We start from the raw sequence: 17,076 nt of genomic DNA on the forward strand, positions 1-17,076 counted from the left end.
CCATGCCCGACTTTCCCGCCCTTCCCATTGATGATGCCCTGCCAGCGCTGCTGTCGGCGCTGAACAGTGGCACGACAGCTGTGCTGCAGGCCCCGCCGGGGGCCGGCAAGACCACCCGCGTCCCCCTGGCCCTGCTGGACCAGCCCTGGGCCGCGTCGGGCCGCATCATCATGCTGGAACCCCGCCGTCTGGCCGCACGCGGGGCGGCGCGGCGGATGGCGCAGATGCTGGGGGAAGAGGTCGGGCAGACGGTCGGTTACCGGGTTCGCATGGATGCCCGCGTCTCGGCCGCCACCCGGATCGAAGTGGTGACGGAGGGGATTTTCCTGCGCCGCCTGCAATCCGACCCGTCGCTGGAGGACGTGTCGGCGGTGCTGTTTGACGAATTTCATGAACGCAGCCTGGATGCCGATCTGGCGCTGGCCTTCTGCCTGCAGACGCGCGACCTGCTGCGCGATGATCTGCGACTGGTCGTCATGTCTGCGACCCTGGATGGTGGGCCGGTGGCGGCCCTCCTGGGTGGGGCACCGCTGGTGACGTCGGAAGGGCGGGCCTTTCCGGTGGAGACGCGGTGGGTGGAACCCGGCCCCACAGACCGACCGGACGAGCATATGGCGCGCACGATCCGCCGGGCGCTGGCCGATGAGGCGGGTTCCGTCCTGGCCTTTCTGCCCGGCAGTGGGGAGATCCGGCGGGTGGAGAAGCTGCTGGCCGACGGCCCCCTGCCCGCCAATGTCCTGCTAACACCGCTTTATGGCGACATGAGCCTGGAGGCCCAGGATATCGCTATCCGCCCGGCCCCAGCAGGCCAGCGCAAGGTGGTGCTGTCCACCAGCATCGCCGAGACCAGTCTGACCATCGAGGGTATCCGCATCGTTATTGATAGCGGGCTGTCGCGCCTGCAACGATTTGATCCGCGTAGCGGCATGGGTCGGCTGGAAACTGTTAAATCGTCGCGTGCGTCGGCCGATCAGCGGCGGGGCCGTGCCGGACGTCTGTCGGCAGGTGTCTGTTACCGGCTGTGGTCGGAGGCCAGCGACCGCGCCCTGATCCCCTTCACCCCTGCGGAGATCACCCGCGCCGACCTGACGCCCCTGGCCCTGGAACTGGCGCAATGGGGCATTACCGATGCCGATGAGCTTTCCTGGCTGGACAGTCCGCCCGCCGCAACCCTGGCCCAGGCGCGCAAGCTGCTGCAACAGTTGGGTGCCATTGATGAGGCCTTGCGCATAACGGCCCATGGCAAGGCCATGGCCGGGCTGGGGGTACATCCGCGTCTGGCACATCTGGTCCTGCGCGGTAAGGAGTTGGGCCGCACAAGGCTGGCCTGCCGTATCGCGGCCCTGATCGGAGAGCGGGATATTCTGCGCGGTGGAGGGCGGCGGGATGCCGACCTGCGCACCCGCCTGGAACATCTGGATGAACGCGGGCGCGGCGGCGATGTCGACCGGGGCGCCCTGCATCAGGCACTGGAACAGGCCCGCCAGTTGGAACGGCAGGTGGGCGGACCGCCCGGTCCCATCGACCATGAGGATGCCGGCCTGCTGCTGGCACTGGCCTATCCCGACCGGATCGGACAGCGGCGGGCGGGCGCGGCGGGCCAATTCCGCCTGTCGGGCGGGCGCGGGGCCATGCTGGACCCGACCGATGCGCTGGCCACCGCCGACCTGCTGGCCGTGGCCGATCTGGACGGTCAAGGGCGGGATGCCCGCATCTTCCTGGCCGCACCCGTCACGCAAGGCGCATTGGAAGAGGCCTTTGCCGACGTGATCCGGGCCGAAACGGAAGTGGTCTGGGATGGGCGTGAACAGGTCGTACAGGCGCGCCGGCGGCGGCGGCTGTTCGAACTGTCGCTGAAGGATGAACCGCTGACCAATCCACCGGCCGATCTGGTCCTGCCCGCCATGCTGGAGGGGGTGCGTTCCATGGGACTGTCCTGCCTTCCCTGGAGCAAGGAGCTGGAAGGATGGCGGCGGCGGGTGGCGTTTCTGCACCGTGCATCGCCCGACCGCTGGCCCGATGTCTCTGACGACGGGCTGCTGGCCAGTCTGGAGGATTGGTTGGCGCCCTACCTGTCGGGTATCACGCGGCGGTCGCATCTGGACCGGGTCGATCTGTATGCGGCCCTGACTGGCATACTGGATTGGAACCAGCGCCAGGCCATGGATGCGGAAATCCCCACCCATCTGACGGTCCCCACCGGCAACCGCATCCCCATTGATTATTCCGGTGAGGAGCCGGTTCTGGCGGTACGATTGCAGGAACTGTTCGGGCTGGCCGAAACGCCACGGCTGGGCGGCGGGCGCATCCCGGTGCTGCTGCATCTTCTGTCACCAGCCCATCGCCCAGTTCAGGTCACACGCGACTTGGCAGGCTTCTGGGCCGGATCATACAAGGAAGTGAAAAAGGAGCTGGCGGGACGGTATCCGCGCCATTACTGGCCCGACGACCCTTTGATCGCCGAACCGACGGCGCGGGCCAAACGTCGGGGCACATAATGTGAAGGGGCGTCGGTGCGCACCGACGCCCCTTCCTTCTCATTGTTCCCCGCGCTCAGGCTGCGGCCGTTGACCGGCGGCCAGAGCGTACAGCGTCATTTTCCAGGATGAAACGGCGAACCCGCGGTTCAATCTCTTCGCGCCATTTACGGCCATTGAAAATGCCGTAATGACCGACACCCTTTTGCAAATGATTATGCTTCTTGGCCTGGGGAATGTTGTTGCAAAGATCATGGGCAGCGATGGTCTGGCCCGGAGCGGAGATATCGTCCAACTCCCCTTCGACCGTGAGCAAAGCCGTCTTTTCGATGGCCGAGGGGTCCACAGTCAGGCCCCGCCATTTCATGCGACCAGTCGGCAGCGTGCGCTCCTGGAACACCTGATTGACGGTCTGCAAATAGAATTCTGCTGTCAGATCCATCACCGACAGATATTCATCATAGAACTTGCGATGCCCCTCAGCGCTTTCACCGTCACCGCGCACCAGATGCTTGAACAGCTTCAGATGTTCGCCAACATGCCGGTCGAGGTTCATCGACATGAAGCCCGTCAACTGCACAAAACCCGGATAAACCTGACGCATGGCGCCCGGGTAGTAGAACGGAACGCTGGAGATGACATTGCGTTCAAACCAGCTGATGTCTTTGTCTTCCGCCAGTTTGGTCACGACGGTCGGGGCGGCGGCGGTATTGATCGGCCCCCCCATCAGGGTCATGGTCGCGGGCTGACATGGGTCGTCCAACTGCGCCATCAGGGCCACGGCCGCCAATGTCGGCACCGCCGGCTGGCAGACTGCCATCACATGAGTGTTGGGACCTAAGTGACGGATAAAATCCATCACATAGTCAATGTAATCTTCCAGATCGAAACGACCACGGGCGAGCGGGATGAGTTTCGCATCGTGCCAGTCGGTGATGTAAACATCGTGATTCTGCATCAGTGCCTGGACCGTGCCGCGTAGCAGGGTCGCATAATGGCCCGACATCGGCGCTACAAGCAGCACTTTGGGGTCATCATGCGGAACGGCACGTTCAAAATTGACCAGATTGCCGAACGGACGCTCCAGCACCACACGTTCGGTCACCGCCACTTCCCGCCCATTGACGCGAGTGGTCGGCAGACCGAAATCGGGTTTGCCCCAACGCCGGGTGGTTCGCTCGATCAGTTCTGCACCGGCAGCCACCGCACGGCCAACCTTCGTGTAGGATGCGGGAAGAAACGGGTTCTGGAAGGTCTGCTGTGTTGCTTCCGCCATCAGACGCAGGGGCGTCAAGGCTGCATGGTGAAGATCATAAAGGTGATAGAGCACTTCGAACGTCCCCTTTCAACCAACTGGTCGCCCCAACGCCGGACGATCCTTTACCTACAAAAGTGGTACCCCTGCGGCACCCTGTCTCAGGTCTGCAGCGTAACCACGCCTGACAAGGTTGCAACAGATAAATCTCGAAACAGTTAAGAAGATGCCCCCACGACCAAAGTAGGGGTGTCGCCCTGACACCGGTCTCACCTGCCCGCTTTTGCAGCAGAGCGGATTGTTGACCAGGGGGTGATCTTGGCCGGTTACAGTGTGCGGCGTGACCGGAGCGCTGCCGTCAAGGTGCCATCGTCCAGGTAGTCCAGTTCACCTCCCACCGGCACCCCATGGGCAAGGCGTGATATCCGAACGCCGCAAGGCGCCAACCGGTCTGACAGATAGTGGGCCGTCGTCTGACCGCCGACGGTGGCATTCAAGGCCAGAATCACCTCACCAACCTGTGGCTGGCTTGCCCGCTCCAGCAGGCCAGGGATCGACAGATCATCAGGACCGACTCCATCCAGCGCCGACAGTGTCCCTCCCAGGACATGGTAGCGCCCACGGAAAGCCCCCGTACGCTCCAGCGCCCAAAGATCGCCAACATCCTCTACGACACATAACAGGCTGGGGTCGCGGCCGGCACCGGTGCAGATGAAACAGGGATCGTGGCTGTCCAGGTTGCCGCAGACAGAACAGGTACGGATAGATGATGCCGCAGCGGCCAGCGCCTCTGCCAGCGGACCCATCAGCCCCTCCCGCCGCTTGATCAGGTGCAGCGCCACACGACGCGCGGACCGAGGGCCAAGGCCCGGCAGCTTGGCAAGCAACTGGATTAGGCGGTCGATTTCAGGTCCGATCATGGTGGCGACGCTACAAGATGTTCGCCGAATGTTCCAGAGAAACCTTGCTGGGCGAACAGGTTCACAAGGCGGTACGGCGGGCCAGTTCGCTGCGCCGGGCCGCCACCTCCGACTGGGCCCGTTGCACGGCCTCCATTTCAGTGGCGGTCAACAAATTTTCAATCACCGTGCCTAGGTGGTGATGCATGGCCGCCCGCGCCTTCCTGGGGTCACGGGTTTTCAGGGCGTCCAGGATTTCAACATGATCATCGACCAGCGGGCGGACACCAACTGCACGGGCACGCGCAAGCATGTTCCGACATAGCGGGGATTTGTAGCGCAGGTCCCACAGTGTCTCGACCACCAGGACAATGGCGGTGTTACGTGTGGCCCGAGCGATCGCAACATGGAAGCGACGGTCAGCCTGATCGCCAACAATGTCGCGTTCATTTTCATCCACCATATCCGCCAGAATGGCCGACAGTTCCGTCAACTCTTCATCTGTAATGGTGGTGGCCGCCAGCGCCACCGCCTCACCCTCGAACAACCGGCGCGCCTCCGTCAGCTCAAACGCCCCGATATCCAGATCATCCGACTGTTCAGCCGGGCGCGAATGCGTGACATAGATGCCAGACCCCTGCCGCGCTTCCACCAGTCCCATGATATCCAGGGCGATCATAGCCTCCCGGATCGTAGGGCGGCTGACATTGAACTCCTCCGCCAACTCCCGCTCCGGCGGCAAACGCTGGCCCGGCTGGTAGGTTCCGTTGCGAATGGCCTTGGAAATGGCGGTCGCGATATTCTGGTAGAGTTTGCGGCCTTCGGTGGGGGGCATCATCTCAACAACGCGAAAGAGGTTGATTTACACGGCTTCAAACCATGCACGCCGCGAGCCGGGGCGAGTGGTCTGACCAATACGACCCAACATTACCACAGTTCCGACGAGAACGGGAGTATGATTGGCCTAACCTATTCACGTTCCAGAAGCGGTTAAGGCTCGTGCCGTCGGGTTTGCGGATGTGATCATGTTCCGCACATAGGCGGCCAGCGGGTCACCCAGTGCTGCCGAGCGGTCGAGCCAGAGCTGGGCACCGGTAGCATCCTGGTCCATACGCCACAGCAGTTCGGCAAGCATCGTCATCGCTTCCATGACACCGGCCTCTGCCGGTTCTTGCAACTGCGCGCGCACCTTCACCAAGGTTGCATGATCCTGCGGCCGGTAAAGAAGGGTCATGCGCGCCAGATTGATCTGGGACGACACATGACCCTGTGCGGCCGACGCAGCAAAAAGTTCCAGGGCACGGTCATTGTTTAGTGGCAGTTCCCTGCCCAGCGTCATGGCGTGGGCAACACGGAACTGCCCTGATGCACTGCCCCGTTCCGCCGACAGGATATAGTAGTCGAACGCCGCCTTACGATCCTGCGGCACGCCGTTCCCATGATACAGCAGGGTTCCGTAGTTATAAGTTGCATCCGGATGGCCAAGTTCGGCTGCCATTAACAGATGTTGCGCCGCCTGGGCCGGATCAGCGGGGACGCCGCGGCCGAGGAGGTAGGAAAGACCGAGTTGGAACCGCGCCTCCAGATGTTTGTCAGCCGCCCTGGCAAACAGGTCCGTCGCCCGTACCGGGTCTTTCGGCACCCCCTTCCCCTCCAGATGGGCGAGCCCCATTGCCGTCATGGCGGGGGCGAAACCCGCCTCCATGGCGGCCGCGTACCAGACAATCGCCTCTGCCGGGTTGGGGATATGCGCCTTGCCCAAGGCATGGAGGTCGGCAATGAACACCATGCTTTCAACGTCGCCTTTCACGGCGCCGCGGCGAAACCAGGTTTCCGCCTGCCCGATATCCACAGGCTGATTGCCAATCCCTTTCAGGTAAATCTGCCCAAGCATGCGCATGGCACCGGGAACACCTTCACCGGCCGCACGCAAAAGCCACTTACGCCCTTCTTCCGGATCAGCAGTAACACCTGTCCCGCTCAACAGGCTGCTGCCCAGATAATAGAAGGCTGTTTTGTTACCTTGTTCCGCAGCCCGGCGATACAGCGCGTAGGCATCTTCGGGCCCCTGGCCCGGTACTTCGCCCACACTGATCAGACCGGCCAGACCCACCATTCCGGTGGCGTTGCCCTGTTCGGCGGCGCGGCTGTACCATTCAATCGCTTGGCTGACATCGCGCCCTTCCGGGTCATCGGCCATACTACACAGCCAGCCCAGCAGCACCTGTGCCTCGATATGACCCTGTTCGCTGGCCAGCCGCGCCCAATGCCGAGCCTTGGCTCTGTCCCGAACCACGACCAGCGGACCGCTATCATCCTTCACACTGTCCTTTTTGGAGGGGGCGTTACCGACTCCGGTGGCATAGATGGCCGCAAGTCGTGCCTGCGCAGCGGCCTTTCCCGCGTCCGCTGCCTTCTGGTACCAGTGCATGGCCATGCGAAGATCGCGCAAGGCGCCTTGGCCCTGCCAGACAGCCTCTGCGACGGCCAACTGACAGTCAGCATCGCCTTCCTGAGCCGCACCAAGCCAGATATCCACAGCCTTGGTCAGGCGTCCCTTTTCGGCAGCCTGCTTGCCGCGCGTGAAGGGCGTGCCGTAGAGGCTGGTTTTCAACCGGTCGATATATGTTTTTGCCACGGCACCCTACATGGTCGACCACCGGAACTGACCTTGGACTACCCCAACTCTGGCCCCGGAGAAAGAACGAAGCATTGTCATCATCAACGAGGTCGAGGCAAACCGAATTCCTGGTGAAGCATCTCCAGCCATCCAGGCAGTCCGATGGTTTCCAGATCATAGCGTTCGACAACCGTCCGACGGGCGGCATTGCCCAATCGTAGGCGTTGCGCCATCGGCATGTCCAGCGCAGCAACCAATCCGGACGCGACGGCCGCGGGGTCATGAAACGGCACCAACAACCCATTGACACCATGTTCCACGACTTCTGTGACCGGCCGCGTATCGGACGCAACCAGCACGACACCGCAGGACATCGCCTCCAGCATCGACCAACTGAGGACAAATGGATAGGTGAGGTAAAGATGCGCCCGTGAAAGACGCATCAGGTTGATGAAATCTGCATGCGGGACGCTGCCCAGGAAATGCACCCTGTCGAGGGGGAGGTCCGCGCCCAGTTCGGCCAGCAAACGTTCCCGCCAGTTCCCACCGCCATCGGGCGGTGGTCCATAGGAACAACCATCGCCCCCCGCGATCACAAGCTGTGTCGCCGGGCGGGACCGTAACAGTGGCACCGCTGCCCGCATCATAATGTGAAAACCCCGGTAGGGTTCCAGGTCGCGCGCCACATAAGTGACGATCTCTTGGTCAGCAGACAGCGATCGTCCATCGGACAAAGTAACCGCTTCCGGTGATCCGGGGCTGGCAAAGGCGGTATCGATCCCTTCATGGATCTGTGTCAGACGCTCCCGGAAGGGCGAGGGATGCAGGTTCCGCTGCCAGCGGGTCGGCGACACGCCCCTATCCACCGCTTCGAGTTGTGTCAGGTTCACCATGTTCAGGGTGCGGACACGGGCCAAATCAAAGAGACTGACCGGCCCCGGCGGATCGAAGCCCACATCTGCGCCGGTACCCTGATAGTAAAATTCAAAGTACCCAACAAGTGGCACGGTCGGCCACAGGTCCTTCAGGTACAGCAATTCACCCCAACCATGGTGGCCAATGATCAGATCGGGACGATATCCGCCCTGCGCCAGGAGGGTACAGGCCGCCAGAACGGATTGCCCTTGGCAAACTGCGGCTTCCGTGCGGGTCAGGTAGGGATGAATGCGGCCGTCCCCCTGATTATGGAGATCATAGTGGTGCAACCTGACACCTGCCACGTTGCCGGCGGGGTCACTGGCCATCGCATCGACCTGCACCCCCGGAAATCGGGTAAGGCGACGGGCCAAATGCACAAACTGCCCTGGAAAAAACTTATGGATAAACAATACTTTATACATTGATGTCCCACATGGCCGCCACCGCATTCAGAAGCCCAGGGTCGCGCAACTGTCGATGGGCAGCAAGACAATTGGGTTGCACCACACGGGCAGCCGCTTATGGTGAAAATGCAGACGGGGACGTCCCGGCATCTCTTCAGGACAAGTGGAGCCAACCTTTGCAGTTCATCTGGCCGGACCTATCCAGCGAGCCTGTCCCAGGAAACTGTCCGGTCTGTGCCGATCCGGGACCGCACAGAGCGGCACTGATCCTCACCGGCGCTGGACCTGGCGGTAGCGACTGGTGCGTGATCGAATGCCGTTCCTGCCGGTCCCGATTCTCCACGGATCGGCAAGGGGCCGACTATCATGGCGGCGATGTGCCGGATACGCCCTTCCTGCACTATTATATGGAACAGGGGGCCGGCCTGCGCCCGATGCTGGAACCACTGGGCTTTGCCGAACCAGGACCGCGCCGGATGCTGGAAATCGGTGGTGGGTTTGGCTTTCCCAGTGATTATGTACAGACCGTTTTGGGCTGGACAGCCAAGGGCTTCGACCCGTCCGGCCTTGCCGTTATGGGCCAGCGTTACCTGGGCCTGGATATCACCCGCGACTACTGGACAAGCGACACACCCCTGGAGCAGCCCTTTGATGTCGCCTATGCGTCAGAGGTAATCGAACATATTCCCGAACCGGGACCGTTCCTTGCCGCCATGCGCCGAGCTGTCGGGCAGCAGGGTGTTGTGGCATTGACCACACCCAATGGTGCAGCTCTCAATCCCGGAACGACGCCCGGTATGCTGGTTCCCATTGCCAGCCCTGGACTGCACCTGACGCTGTTCAGCGCGCAAGGGTTGGACCTGGCCCTGCGGATGGCCGGATTTGCCCATGTCCAGGTCGAAGAAGATGGCGCCCAGCTTCGCGCCTTTGCCAGCGCAAGCACCCTGCCGCCGCTGCGCCCGCTGAAAGCTGAGTATTATGTCGAGTATCTGCGACGCCGGATTGCCACCCCGGACATCGCACCCGCACTGCTGTCTGGTTTGCGTTACCGCCTGTTCAAGGAACTGGTCAATCAGGGCGATCAGGCCGGCGCCCTGCAGCTCTATGCCGAAATGGCTGCGGCGCTGCGGCAACGATTCGGTGTTGATCTTGACGACCCGGCAAGTCTGCTGTTGCCGCCAGCCGGGATAGAGAGCCGGGAATGGCTGGCATTAATGCCCGGCAACATTACCGGGCTGCTCTATTTCCGTGCGGTGCTGGCCAACAATGCCGAGCAGGATGCCCGGTCAGCCGCTTTTTATGCCGGACGGGCGGCACAGGCCGGGGCATCACTGCGCTTGGCCTTGCGTGCCGTGGGCATCGAAGATGGCGAAACCGAAGCACTGGCCATGGCTGCCATGCACCTGTATCTGACCGCCGCCGCCGGTGTGGGCGTGGATACCGCACCCTTACTGTCAGCAGTAGAACATGGCGACGAAAACGGCGGTCTGCTGTTGCCCGCCCGTTTCCGTTGCCAGTTACGGGATCTGGTGGTGCGCGACCTGCGGGCGACACGGCATCCGGCGCTGCTGTGGCGGGCTTTGCAGGTCATCAATCCGGCCCCGCTGGACGAGGCGGCAATATTGTCAGACGCCCTGGCCACCGGACTGCCTGTGGCACCCGTGGCAGCGTTTGAAGCCCTGCAGACAGCACCGGATGCCGATAGCGTGCGTCACGCGTTATGGCAAATCTGGTGTACGCCAGGGATCAGCGAGGCGCCGGCCAGCCTCAGCCATGCCCGCAAGCTGGCGTTGATTCGGTTGGTTCTGCTCGGTGCTTATGCGGATGCGGAGACATTATTCGAGGTCTGGGAAGATCAGACCCTGGCGGATGACCGGTCGGTCGCTGACGCCCTCGCCATTGCCGCCGCCGCAAGACGCCAGGGTCGCGTGACACCGGCGGGTGACTACACAGCCATCGAACAAGCAGCCGATGCCCAAGGCGTCAAACAAGCGCTTTGGGCCCTGTGGACACGGCCGGGTGCCGCGGAGTCGCCGGCCCTGATCCGGCAGGCCCGCAAGCTGGCCCTGATCCGGCTGGTTCTGCTGGGCGCATTCGCAGATGCGGAATCACTTTTCACAGCTTGGGAAGATCCGGGTTTGGCCAACGATGAGCCCGTTGCCACAGCGCTTGCCATCGCCGCGTCGGCCCGCTGATCGGACAGGTTACTCCCTACCCCCTTTGCGGTACGCCCACGGGCATGAATATCCAAACCCTTTCCAATCAGATACATAGGATGCAGCACCTTCGGCCCTGATGGGGCCTATAACTTTTGATCGAAGAGTTGACGCTTCTAACGCCATTGCGAAAGACAGCGAAGGGTGATAAATAAAGATAAAATTTGATGCGGCTGATTGGGGCTGCCGGTTATCCCCTGTTGGGCGGACCGGGTTGATGTTTTGGAGATGGGGGTAGGTTATGGCTACGTTGGCTGGCGGCACGACGGTCGCAACAGTGGGGACGACCCAGCAGGAGAACACGACGATCTCGCAGATCCTGCAGTCCAACTTTTCAACTGCGCCTGTCATTCAGCAGACCGTGACGTTCACGCCCCCGGTCACGCAAACTCAAACGATCAACGTCGGCACCTTTGATGCGACATCAGTATCGAATGTGACAGTGAGTGCCACCGGCACCAATGCCGTGGTTGTGGCAAACGTCTCCTCAGGAAGCAGCTCGTCGGGCTCCATCAACAATTTGGTTGTGGACAACAATATCGGCAGCGTCCTGATCCAGGGTACCCCTACTGGCACTGTCACTGGCCTCGTGATTTCGTCCAATAGCACAGCGTCGTTGATTGTTGGCGATGCCGGGACGCAGTTGATTGATGCTTCTCAGAGCACCGTCAACCAAACCATCGTGACCGGTGCTGGCAATGATACGGTTGTTTCCGGTGGGGGTAACGATACTGTTCGCCTCGGCGATGCTGGTGTGGCCAATGGTGGCGCTGGCGCTGATACAATTGTTGGCGGTCTTGGGGTAGCGACGCTTGGCGGTGGCGGCGGCGCTGACAGTATTGTGGCATCCTCTGGCGGCGGCGTGCTGATTGGCGAGTCTGGCAACGATACGATGGTTGGCGGTGGTGGTAAGGACGTCTTCATCTACACCAGCGGCGGTGGCAATGACGTGATCTCGTCTTTTGATCCCGCCAACGATACGCTTGGGATGGCGAATTTCGGTGATATTACGGCTGCTGGTCTGACCTTGGTTGATATTATCAACCGTGCAACGGTTTCCGGCGGGAACACGATCCTGACGATGCCGGATGGCTCGACCATCACCATCGCAGGTGTCACAGGCATTAATGTCAGTTGGTTCACTCTTAAGTAAGACCCTACCCAAGCTCATCATTCGTGGAAATGGCGGACTTATGTCCGCCATTTTCATTTGTTAGTCTGCTTATGCAGAAGCTGCTTTGAATGTGGTGGTCATGTCGATGACGAATGGGTTGGTTTCAACGGCAACGATTGATGGCGGTGCGCATCGTTTTCGGGCCACACCACAGGTCGTGGGATTGCCGGAGGGCTTATACCTCGCTGCCTTGAAACCGGCCTTTCAGGTCCCGACTCTGGTGAATGGCGTATCCTTTCCAGCCACCCAGATTTCCAGCATTCCGCAGCCTGGAACAACAGCACCCATCATCTTGCATAAGGGCAATCTTTCGCCAGTCGTTTGGCTGAGCGGCCTTGATGTTGCGGTCATCACCGTGCCTGCTGGTGCAGCACCCCTGTTGATTACAAACTATCTCTACGGTCCGGAATTGCAGAAATCCATGGATCTGGAGATTACAAGGCTGGACCGTGTACAGAAGACACCGCCGGTCGGTTTGATTGTTCATGCCCATATTCAGCAAGTGGGTGAACAACGATTTGCCGCAGGTGAATGGGCGGCAGCCGATGCGCCCTATTGGATCGAGGCCTTATGGTTGGACGTCACGCCCAGCATCGGACAATTGCTGCAATACCGGGTCCCGGGTGTCAGCACAACCGATGGTGCCTGGACCCCGGCTCCAGGTCGAATCGGCACGCCGGGTGGAGCACCATTGGCGGGCATCGCCTTCCGTCTGTTACCACCTTTGGCAGAAACCCATCGGGTCGTGTATGCCGCTCGCTTCCTGCGCCATGGTGAGGTCACGGGTACCGATGGCGAACCCTGCCGATCCGCACAGGCACAGGACCCCCTGATTGCCGTTCGGGTGGCCGTTGTCCCCCGGTGACGACAGGGATAGGGACGCCCACCCAGCCGCGCCGGCAGCGTCCCCGACCGATCGGTCAGCCATCCGGGCCCGTATCTTTACGGCCATCACCAATCGGGACTTTGATCAGGCCGCGCTGTTTGCCCAGTATCTGGCCCGGATATCCCCTGTTCATGCCGATGATCTGACCGTTGCTGCGCTGGCCTGGGCCTGCAAGGGGGAACTGGTGGCGGCGCGGCGACTGCTTGACCAAGCGTTGGAGTTGGACCCGCACCAAAAGATGGCGGCGATGACATTGGCACGGGTGGCCCCCCCCCTGACCGCATCGGCCTTGCGCGCTTTACGTTGGCATACGGAAAGCGACCCGGCTGTCATCGATCTGCTTGTTTCCCATGTGGTCGCAACGGGCGAACCGCAGGGTTACGTGGTCGCGCGGACCGTCCGATGTCTGTTGCCACCTTTGGCCCGGCATGCCGCCCTCCGCTGGCGACACCTCACCCTGGCGGAAATACATCTGGAACCGTCGGATCAGGTCCGCCAGATCGCGCTGCCCGTCCCTGGACCGTTGCGTGGGATCGTCGATCCCACATTGTTTGTCGATGGGATCGCTCTGCCGCAGGGGCCTTTCCCCGCCAGCCTATTGGCCGCACCCCGATTGGCCGCTGTTACCCAGGTCATGAACCCCAGCCTTTGGCATGTACAGGCGATGGACCGGGCAGCACCGGACCGACCGGTTGCCCTGCAATTGCGCAACGGCGATCAGATTATTGGCCGCCATATCTGTGTACCGGTCACGAATTATGCCGTTACTGGTCTCGAAGACATACCAGCCACACCTATCGAAATTCCAGCAGGCACCGAAAACCCTGTTCTTTACGCCGACCTGACCGGGGAACCGATCGGCCCCCCGCCCCCTGTCGGCGCCGATGATGGCATCGTGGATGTCATCATCCCGGTGCATGGCGATTTCGACGCCACCCAATCGTGTTTTACCGCCTTGCTGACGCAGGACCCCGGTACGCCCATGCGGGTGATTGCCATTGATGATGCCAGTCCGGATCCCCGGATCAGCGCTATGCTGGATGATCTGGCCCGGGGGCGACGGATCGCGCTGGTCCGCAATCCCACCAATCTTGGCTTCGTGCGATCGGTGAACATCGGGATGGCCCTGCATCATGGCAGGGACCTTGTATTGTTAAATGCTGACACGGTGGTAGCGGCCGGCTGGCTGGGGCGCTTGCGCCAGGCGGCGCTGGCCAGCACGGAAACCGGAACGGTCACGCCCTGGTCCAATGACGCCACGATCTGTTCTTATCCCGCCGCCAACCAGCCAACGCCGCTGGCTGGCCTGGATATCGCGGCATTGGACCGGTTGGCGGCAAGCACCCTGTCCGGACATACCATCCGCCTGCCGACGGCTGTCGGCTTCTGCATGTATATACGCCGTCCCTGCCTGGCCCAGACAGGATGGTTTGATGCCGATACGTTCGGTATCGGCTATGGCGAAGAAAATGATTTCTGTCTGCGGGCCACCGCCCAGGGGTGGCAGCATCGGATGGCGCTGAATGTGTTTGTGGGCCATGTTGGCGGCGGTTCTTTCGGCACTGCCAAGCAGGCGCGAATCCAATCGGCTCTGCGCGTTCTCGAACGGCTTTATCCCGGTTATGGCGAGGAGGTGCAGTCCTTCATTGCAACCGATCCCTTGCGGACCGCCCGCCGGATATTCGATCTGGCGCGGTTACGTGACTTATCGGAACAATGGCCGTTGCTGATCCTGTGCGCCAGTCTGGGTGGGGGCACCGACCGTTTTATCCGCACGCAAATCGACCAGGCCCAAGTTCAAGGACGGCGCGCCCTTATCCTGCGCCCGGAAAAACAGGGCGATATCGTCACCTTGCGCCTGGAAGTGCCAGATCGGCTGGATTTTCCCAACCTTGTTTATGATCCCCGTGTTGAATTGCCGCAGTTGCGCGATGATCTCAACGACATGGGTGTTGCGACGTTGGAACTGCATCACGCCATGAACCTGCCGCCTTCCCTACTGCTGGAACTGGCCTCTTGGTTCCCGAACCACGCCTATATCCATGATTACGGGTGGATCTGCCCGCGTTACACCTTGATTGACGGTTCTGGCCGGTATTGTGGGGAACCGCAGGACACCAAAATCTGTGATCAATGTGTCGCCGACCATGGTGATCTGATGGGGCTGGGCATACCGGTGGCCGAATGGCGGGCAATTGCCGGGCGGGTGCTGGCGGCTGCCCAGTCCGTTACCTGTTCCAGTGCTGATACGGCCCGCCGCATGGGCCGCTACGTGCCAACAGCACGGTTTAAGCTGTTGCCAGCAGAGGCCGCACACACACCGCCGTCGGCAATAATGGCGCCGGCACGGTCCTCCACAAGCGAACCGCTGCGCGTTCTGGTGCCGGGTGCCATCGGCCCCAGCAAGGGCTATGATGTCCTTCTGGCCTGCGCCCATGATGCCGCCCACCGGCAGCTTCCACTGCAATGGCAGGTGCTGGGGTACAGTATGGATGATGCAGCCCTACTGGAAACCGGTCGGGTGGTGATCAGCGGACAGTATCGGGAAGAAGAAGTACCGGCCCTGATGGCGCAGTTGCGGCCCCATATGGCGTTTCTGCCGTCAGTCTGGCCGGAAACCTGGTGTTATGCCTTGACCCATGTGATGGCGGCGGGCCTGTTTATCGCCGCCTTCGACCTGGGGGCACAGGCAGAGCGGTTGCGCCAACGTGGCCACGCCATGCTATTGCCGATCCACGCCGCTGCACCGGCTATCAACGATGCGTTGCTGCAAAGTGCTGCGTCTTTCACCCCAGACCAACTGGGTCTGCACGTGCCTGCGCACTACAATGACGCAGATTCTCCCACTCGCTACAGCCCTGACCAGGAATAAGCGTGCTGCGGCCAGTGGCCACCCTCGGCCCGGTCGCCGCAGTGCAGGGGTAGGACGGATCGCCGGTGTACCAATCCCTTCTATACCCCGATTCTCACCCTGGATAGGGTCGACTTCTCTCGCACCTTCCGGCCCTGGCCGCCCCACCATCAGGGGTGCCGGGCGCAGCGGGATCAATAAACCCGGTTACGCATCGAATATTCCAGATGCTTAACGATTAACTTCCCGTCATAGGACGAGACTTCATTCATCAGTATTTCCCAATGATGCAAATAGGGAATAGCGATCGGGTTACGCTGCAACAAGTCGCGTTTGATGAAGGGACAGCGTGCCGTCACCAGCAACTCGTCCCAGAAAAAATGGGTCTGATTCAACGCCACGCCTTCCCGCAAGAAACGGGCGATCATCTCCAGATAACGATACCGGATGGGGTCTTTTTCGACGTCGGTTTCTTCCAGATAGGCTTCAATCCGGGGCGCAACATTGGCAACCATGGCCCTGTAGGGAAACAAAGCCTGACAGCGCAGCGACCGACGCAGGAAAAACTGGGTCAACCCGATCTCACCATATTTGATAACCCAGTGCTTATGACGGAAATAGGGAAGATAGCCCCAGAAACGCTTGAATGAAGGCGACTGCAACGCTGCGCGATGAAACAGCAGAAAGTAGCTTTGCAGGTGATAATAGTGGGACCAGCAATCCGTGATACCCCAGATTTCTGCTTCCTGCGGGTCAGCCTTCTCAATAACGCTTACAAGATCCTGCAACGGGCCATAGATACTGTCATTCGTCACCAGAAGCATTTCAAGGGCGGTGACATCGGGCACCTGAGCAATGCCATCCTTGAAGGCGCCGAAATCATAGCCGACATTTCTGCGCCACAGAATCCGGGCGACCAGGGGGGTCAACCGGTCGACGCTCGCCTGCGGGAACTTGGGTGAATTGCTTGTAAAGACAATGGCGAAGCCGGCCCGTTTCAATTCGCTGAGATAAAAGACAACATAATCATGGATGATGCCCCTTTTGTCGTAGTGATTGAACACAACAACACGACGCGCACTGTTGATGTCATCGGCACCGTCCCATTTACGCCGAATGTAATTCGGCCGAAATGGGAGCATCGCATAGGCGCGCCCAAAATCCACATAATCGAGGGTTTCATTCCAAAGACGATTGATCTTATGCTTAAGCGCCATGATTATTTTCGATCCGTAATATTAAAACCATAAAAGGCAAACAGACCAGGCATTCTTTTTAGGTTTCTGACGCTCACCCACTGAAAACCCAACGCACACGCCGGCCCCGTCGGCGTCAATTATACGGGTTCGGGGCATCCAACCAAAGACAAAACATAA

11 protein-coding genes are annotated in these 17,076 nt (G+C 60.8%); 5 read left to right on the forward strand and 6 right to left on the reverse strand.

Features of this window, described 5'->3' with window-relative positions:
- Positions 1-2: 2 nt before the first annotated feature.
- Positions 3-2,498, forward strand: coding sequence for an ATP-dependent helicase HrpB (gene hrpB / locus CHU95_RS20590; protein WP_094458227.1), 2,496 nt, complete (start codon positions 3-5; stop codon positions 2,496-2,498).
- Between the two features lie 55 nt (positions 2,499-2,553).
- On the opposite strand, the gene CHU95_RS20595 is transcribed toward hrpB, so the two are convergent.
- The 5 genes from CHU95_RS20595 to CHU95_RS22225 all read right to left on the reverse strand — a co-directional run bounded on the left by CHU95_RS20595 (position 2,554) and on the right by CHU95_RS22225 (position 8,618).
- Positions 2,554-3,807, reverse strand: coding sequence for a polyhydroxyalkanoate depolymerase (locus CHU95_RS20595; RefSeq protein WP_094458228.1), 1,254 nt, complete (start codon positions 3,805-3,807; stop codon positions 2,554-2,556).
- Positions 3,808-4,058: 251 nt separating this feature from the next.
- Positions 4,059-4,652, reverse strand: coding sequence for a recombination mediator RecR (gene recR / locus CHU95_RS20600; RefSeq protein WP_094458229.1), 594 nt, complete (start codon positions 4,650-4,652; stop codon positions 4,059-4,061).
- A 61-nt stretch (positions 4,653-4,713) separates the two neighbouring features.
- Positions 4,714-5,469: a FadR/GntR family transcriptional regulator gene (locus CHU95_RS20605; protein ID WP_094458230.1), complete on the reverse strand. Its 756-nt coding sequence runs from the start codon at positions 5,467-5,469 to the stop codon at positions 4,714-4,716.
- Positions 5,470-5,604: 135 nt separating this feature from the next.
- Positions 5,605-7,269, reverse strand: a complete 1,665-nt coding sequence (locus CHU95_RS20610) for a tetratricopeptide repeat protein (protein ID WP_094458231.1) — start codon at positions 7,267-7,269, stop codon at positions 5,605-5,607.
- A gap of 83 nt (positions 7,270-7,352) precedes the next feature.
- Positions 7,353-8,618 carry a glycosyltransferase gene (locus CHU95_RS22225; RefSeq protein WP_133065605.1) on the reverse strand — a complete coding sequence of 422 codons (1,266 nt, stop codon included), beginning with the start codon at positions 8,616-8,618 and terminating at the stop codon, positions 7,353-7,355.
- 131 nt (positions 8,619-8,749) lie between these two features.
- Here CHU95_RS22225 and CHU95_RS20625 point away from each other — a divergent pair, with 131 nt between their 5' ends.
- From CHU95_RS20625 to CHU95_RS20640, 4 genes are all read left to right on the forward strand, one after another.
- Positions 8,750-10,768, forward strand: coding sequence for a class I SAM-dependent methyltransferase (locus CHU95_RS20625; protein WP_165772289.1), 2,019 nt, complete (start codon positions 8,750-8,752; stop codon positions 10,766-10,768).
- A 262-nt stretch (positions 10,769-11,030) separates the two neighbouring features.
- Positions 11,031-11,942: a calcium-binding protein gene (locus tag CHU95_RS20630; RefSeq protein WP_094458234.1), complete on the forward strand. Its 912-nt coding sequence runs from the start codon at positions 11,031-11,033 to the stop codon at positions 11,940-11,942.
- Between the two features lie 100 nt (positions 11,943-12,042).
- Positions 12,043-12,828, forward strand: a complete 786-nt coding sequence (locus CHU95_RS20635; protein ID WP_133065606.1) for a hypothetical protein — start codon at positions 12,043-12,045, stop codon at positions 12,826-12,828.
- The gene (locus CHU95_RS20640) at positions 12,797-15,721 is read left to right on the forward strand and encodes a glycosyltransferase (RefSeq protein WP_133065607.1); all 2,925 of its coding nucleotides are present in this window, start codon (positions 12,797-12,799) and stop codon (positions 15,719-15,721) included. Before CHU95_RS20635 ends, CHU95_RS20640 begins: the two co-directional genes overlap by 32 nt.
- A gap of 173 nt (positions 15,722-15,894) precedes the next feature.
- Here the strand turns inward: CHU95_RS20640 and CHU95_RS20645 are convergent, their stop codons facing one another.
- Complete coding sequence (locus CHU95_RS20645) at positions 15,895-16,917, reverse strand: rhamnan synthesis F family protein (protein ID WP_094458237.1); 1,023 nt, start codon at positions 16,915-16,917, stop codon at positions 15,895-15,897.
- Between the last annotated feature and the right edge of the window lie 159 nt (positions 16,918-17,076).

The sequence above is a fragment of the Niveispirillum lacus genome (genome assembly GCF_002251795.1).
GTDB classification, from domain to species: domain Bacteria; phylum Pseudomonadota; class Alphaproteobacteria; order Azospirillales; family Azospirillaceae; genus Niveispirillum; species Niveispirillum lacus.

Excerpts from the sequence above, each read along its gene's own strand:
- hrpB (WP_094458227.1), top strand. The coding sequence starts at position 3 with ATGCCCGACTTTCCCGCCCTTCCCATTGATGATGCCCTGCCAGCGCTG.
- recR (WP_094458229.1), bottom strand. The coding sequence starts at position 4,652 with ATGATCGGACCTGAAATCGACCGCCTAATCCAGTTGCTTGCCAAGCTG.
- CHU95_RS20605 (WP_094458230.1), bottom strand. The coding sequence starts at position 5,469 with ATGATGCCCCCCACCGAAGGCCGCAAACTCTACCAGAATATCGCGACC.
- CHU95_RS22225 (WP_133065605.1), bottom strand. The coding sequence starts at position 8,618 with ATGCGGTGGCGGCCATGTGGGACATCAATGTATAAAGTATTGTTTATC.
- CHU95_RS20630 (WP_094458234.1), top strand. The coding sequence starts at position 11,031 with ATGGCTACGTTGGCTGGCGGCACGACGGTCGCAACAGTGGGGACGACC.
- CHU95_RS20635 (WP_133065606.1), top strand. The coding sequence starts at position 12,043 with ATGTCGATGACGAATGGGTTGGTTTCAACGGCAACGATTGATGGCGGT.
- CHU95_RS20645 (WP_094458237.1), bottom strand. The coding sequence starts at position 16,917 with ATGGCGCTTAAGCATAAGATCAATCGTCTTTGGAATGAAACCCTCGAT.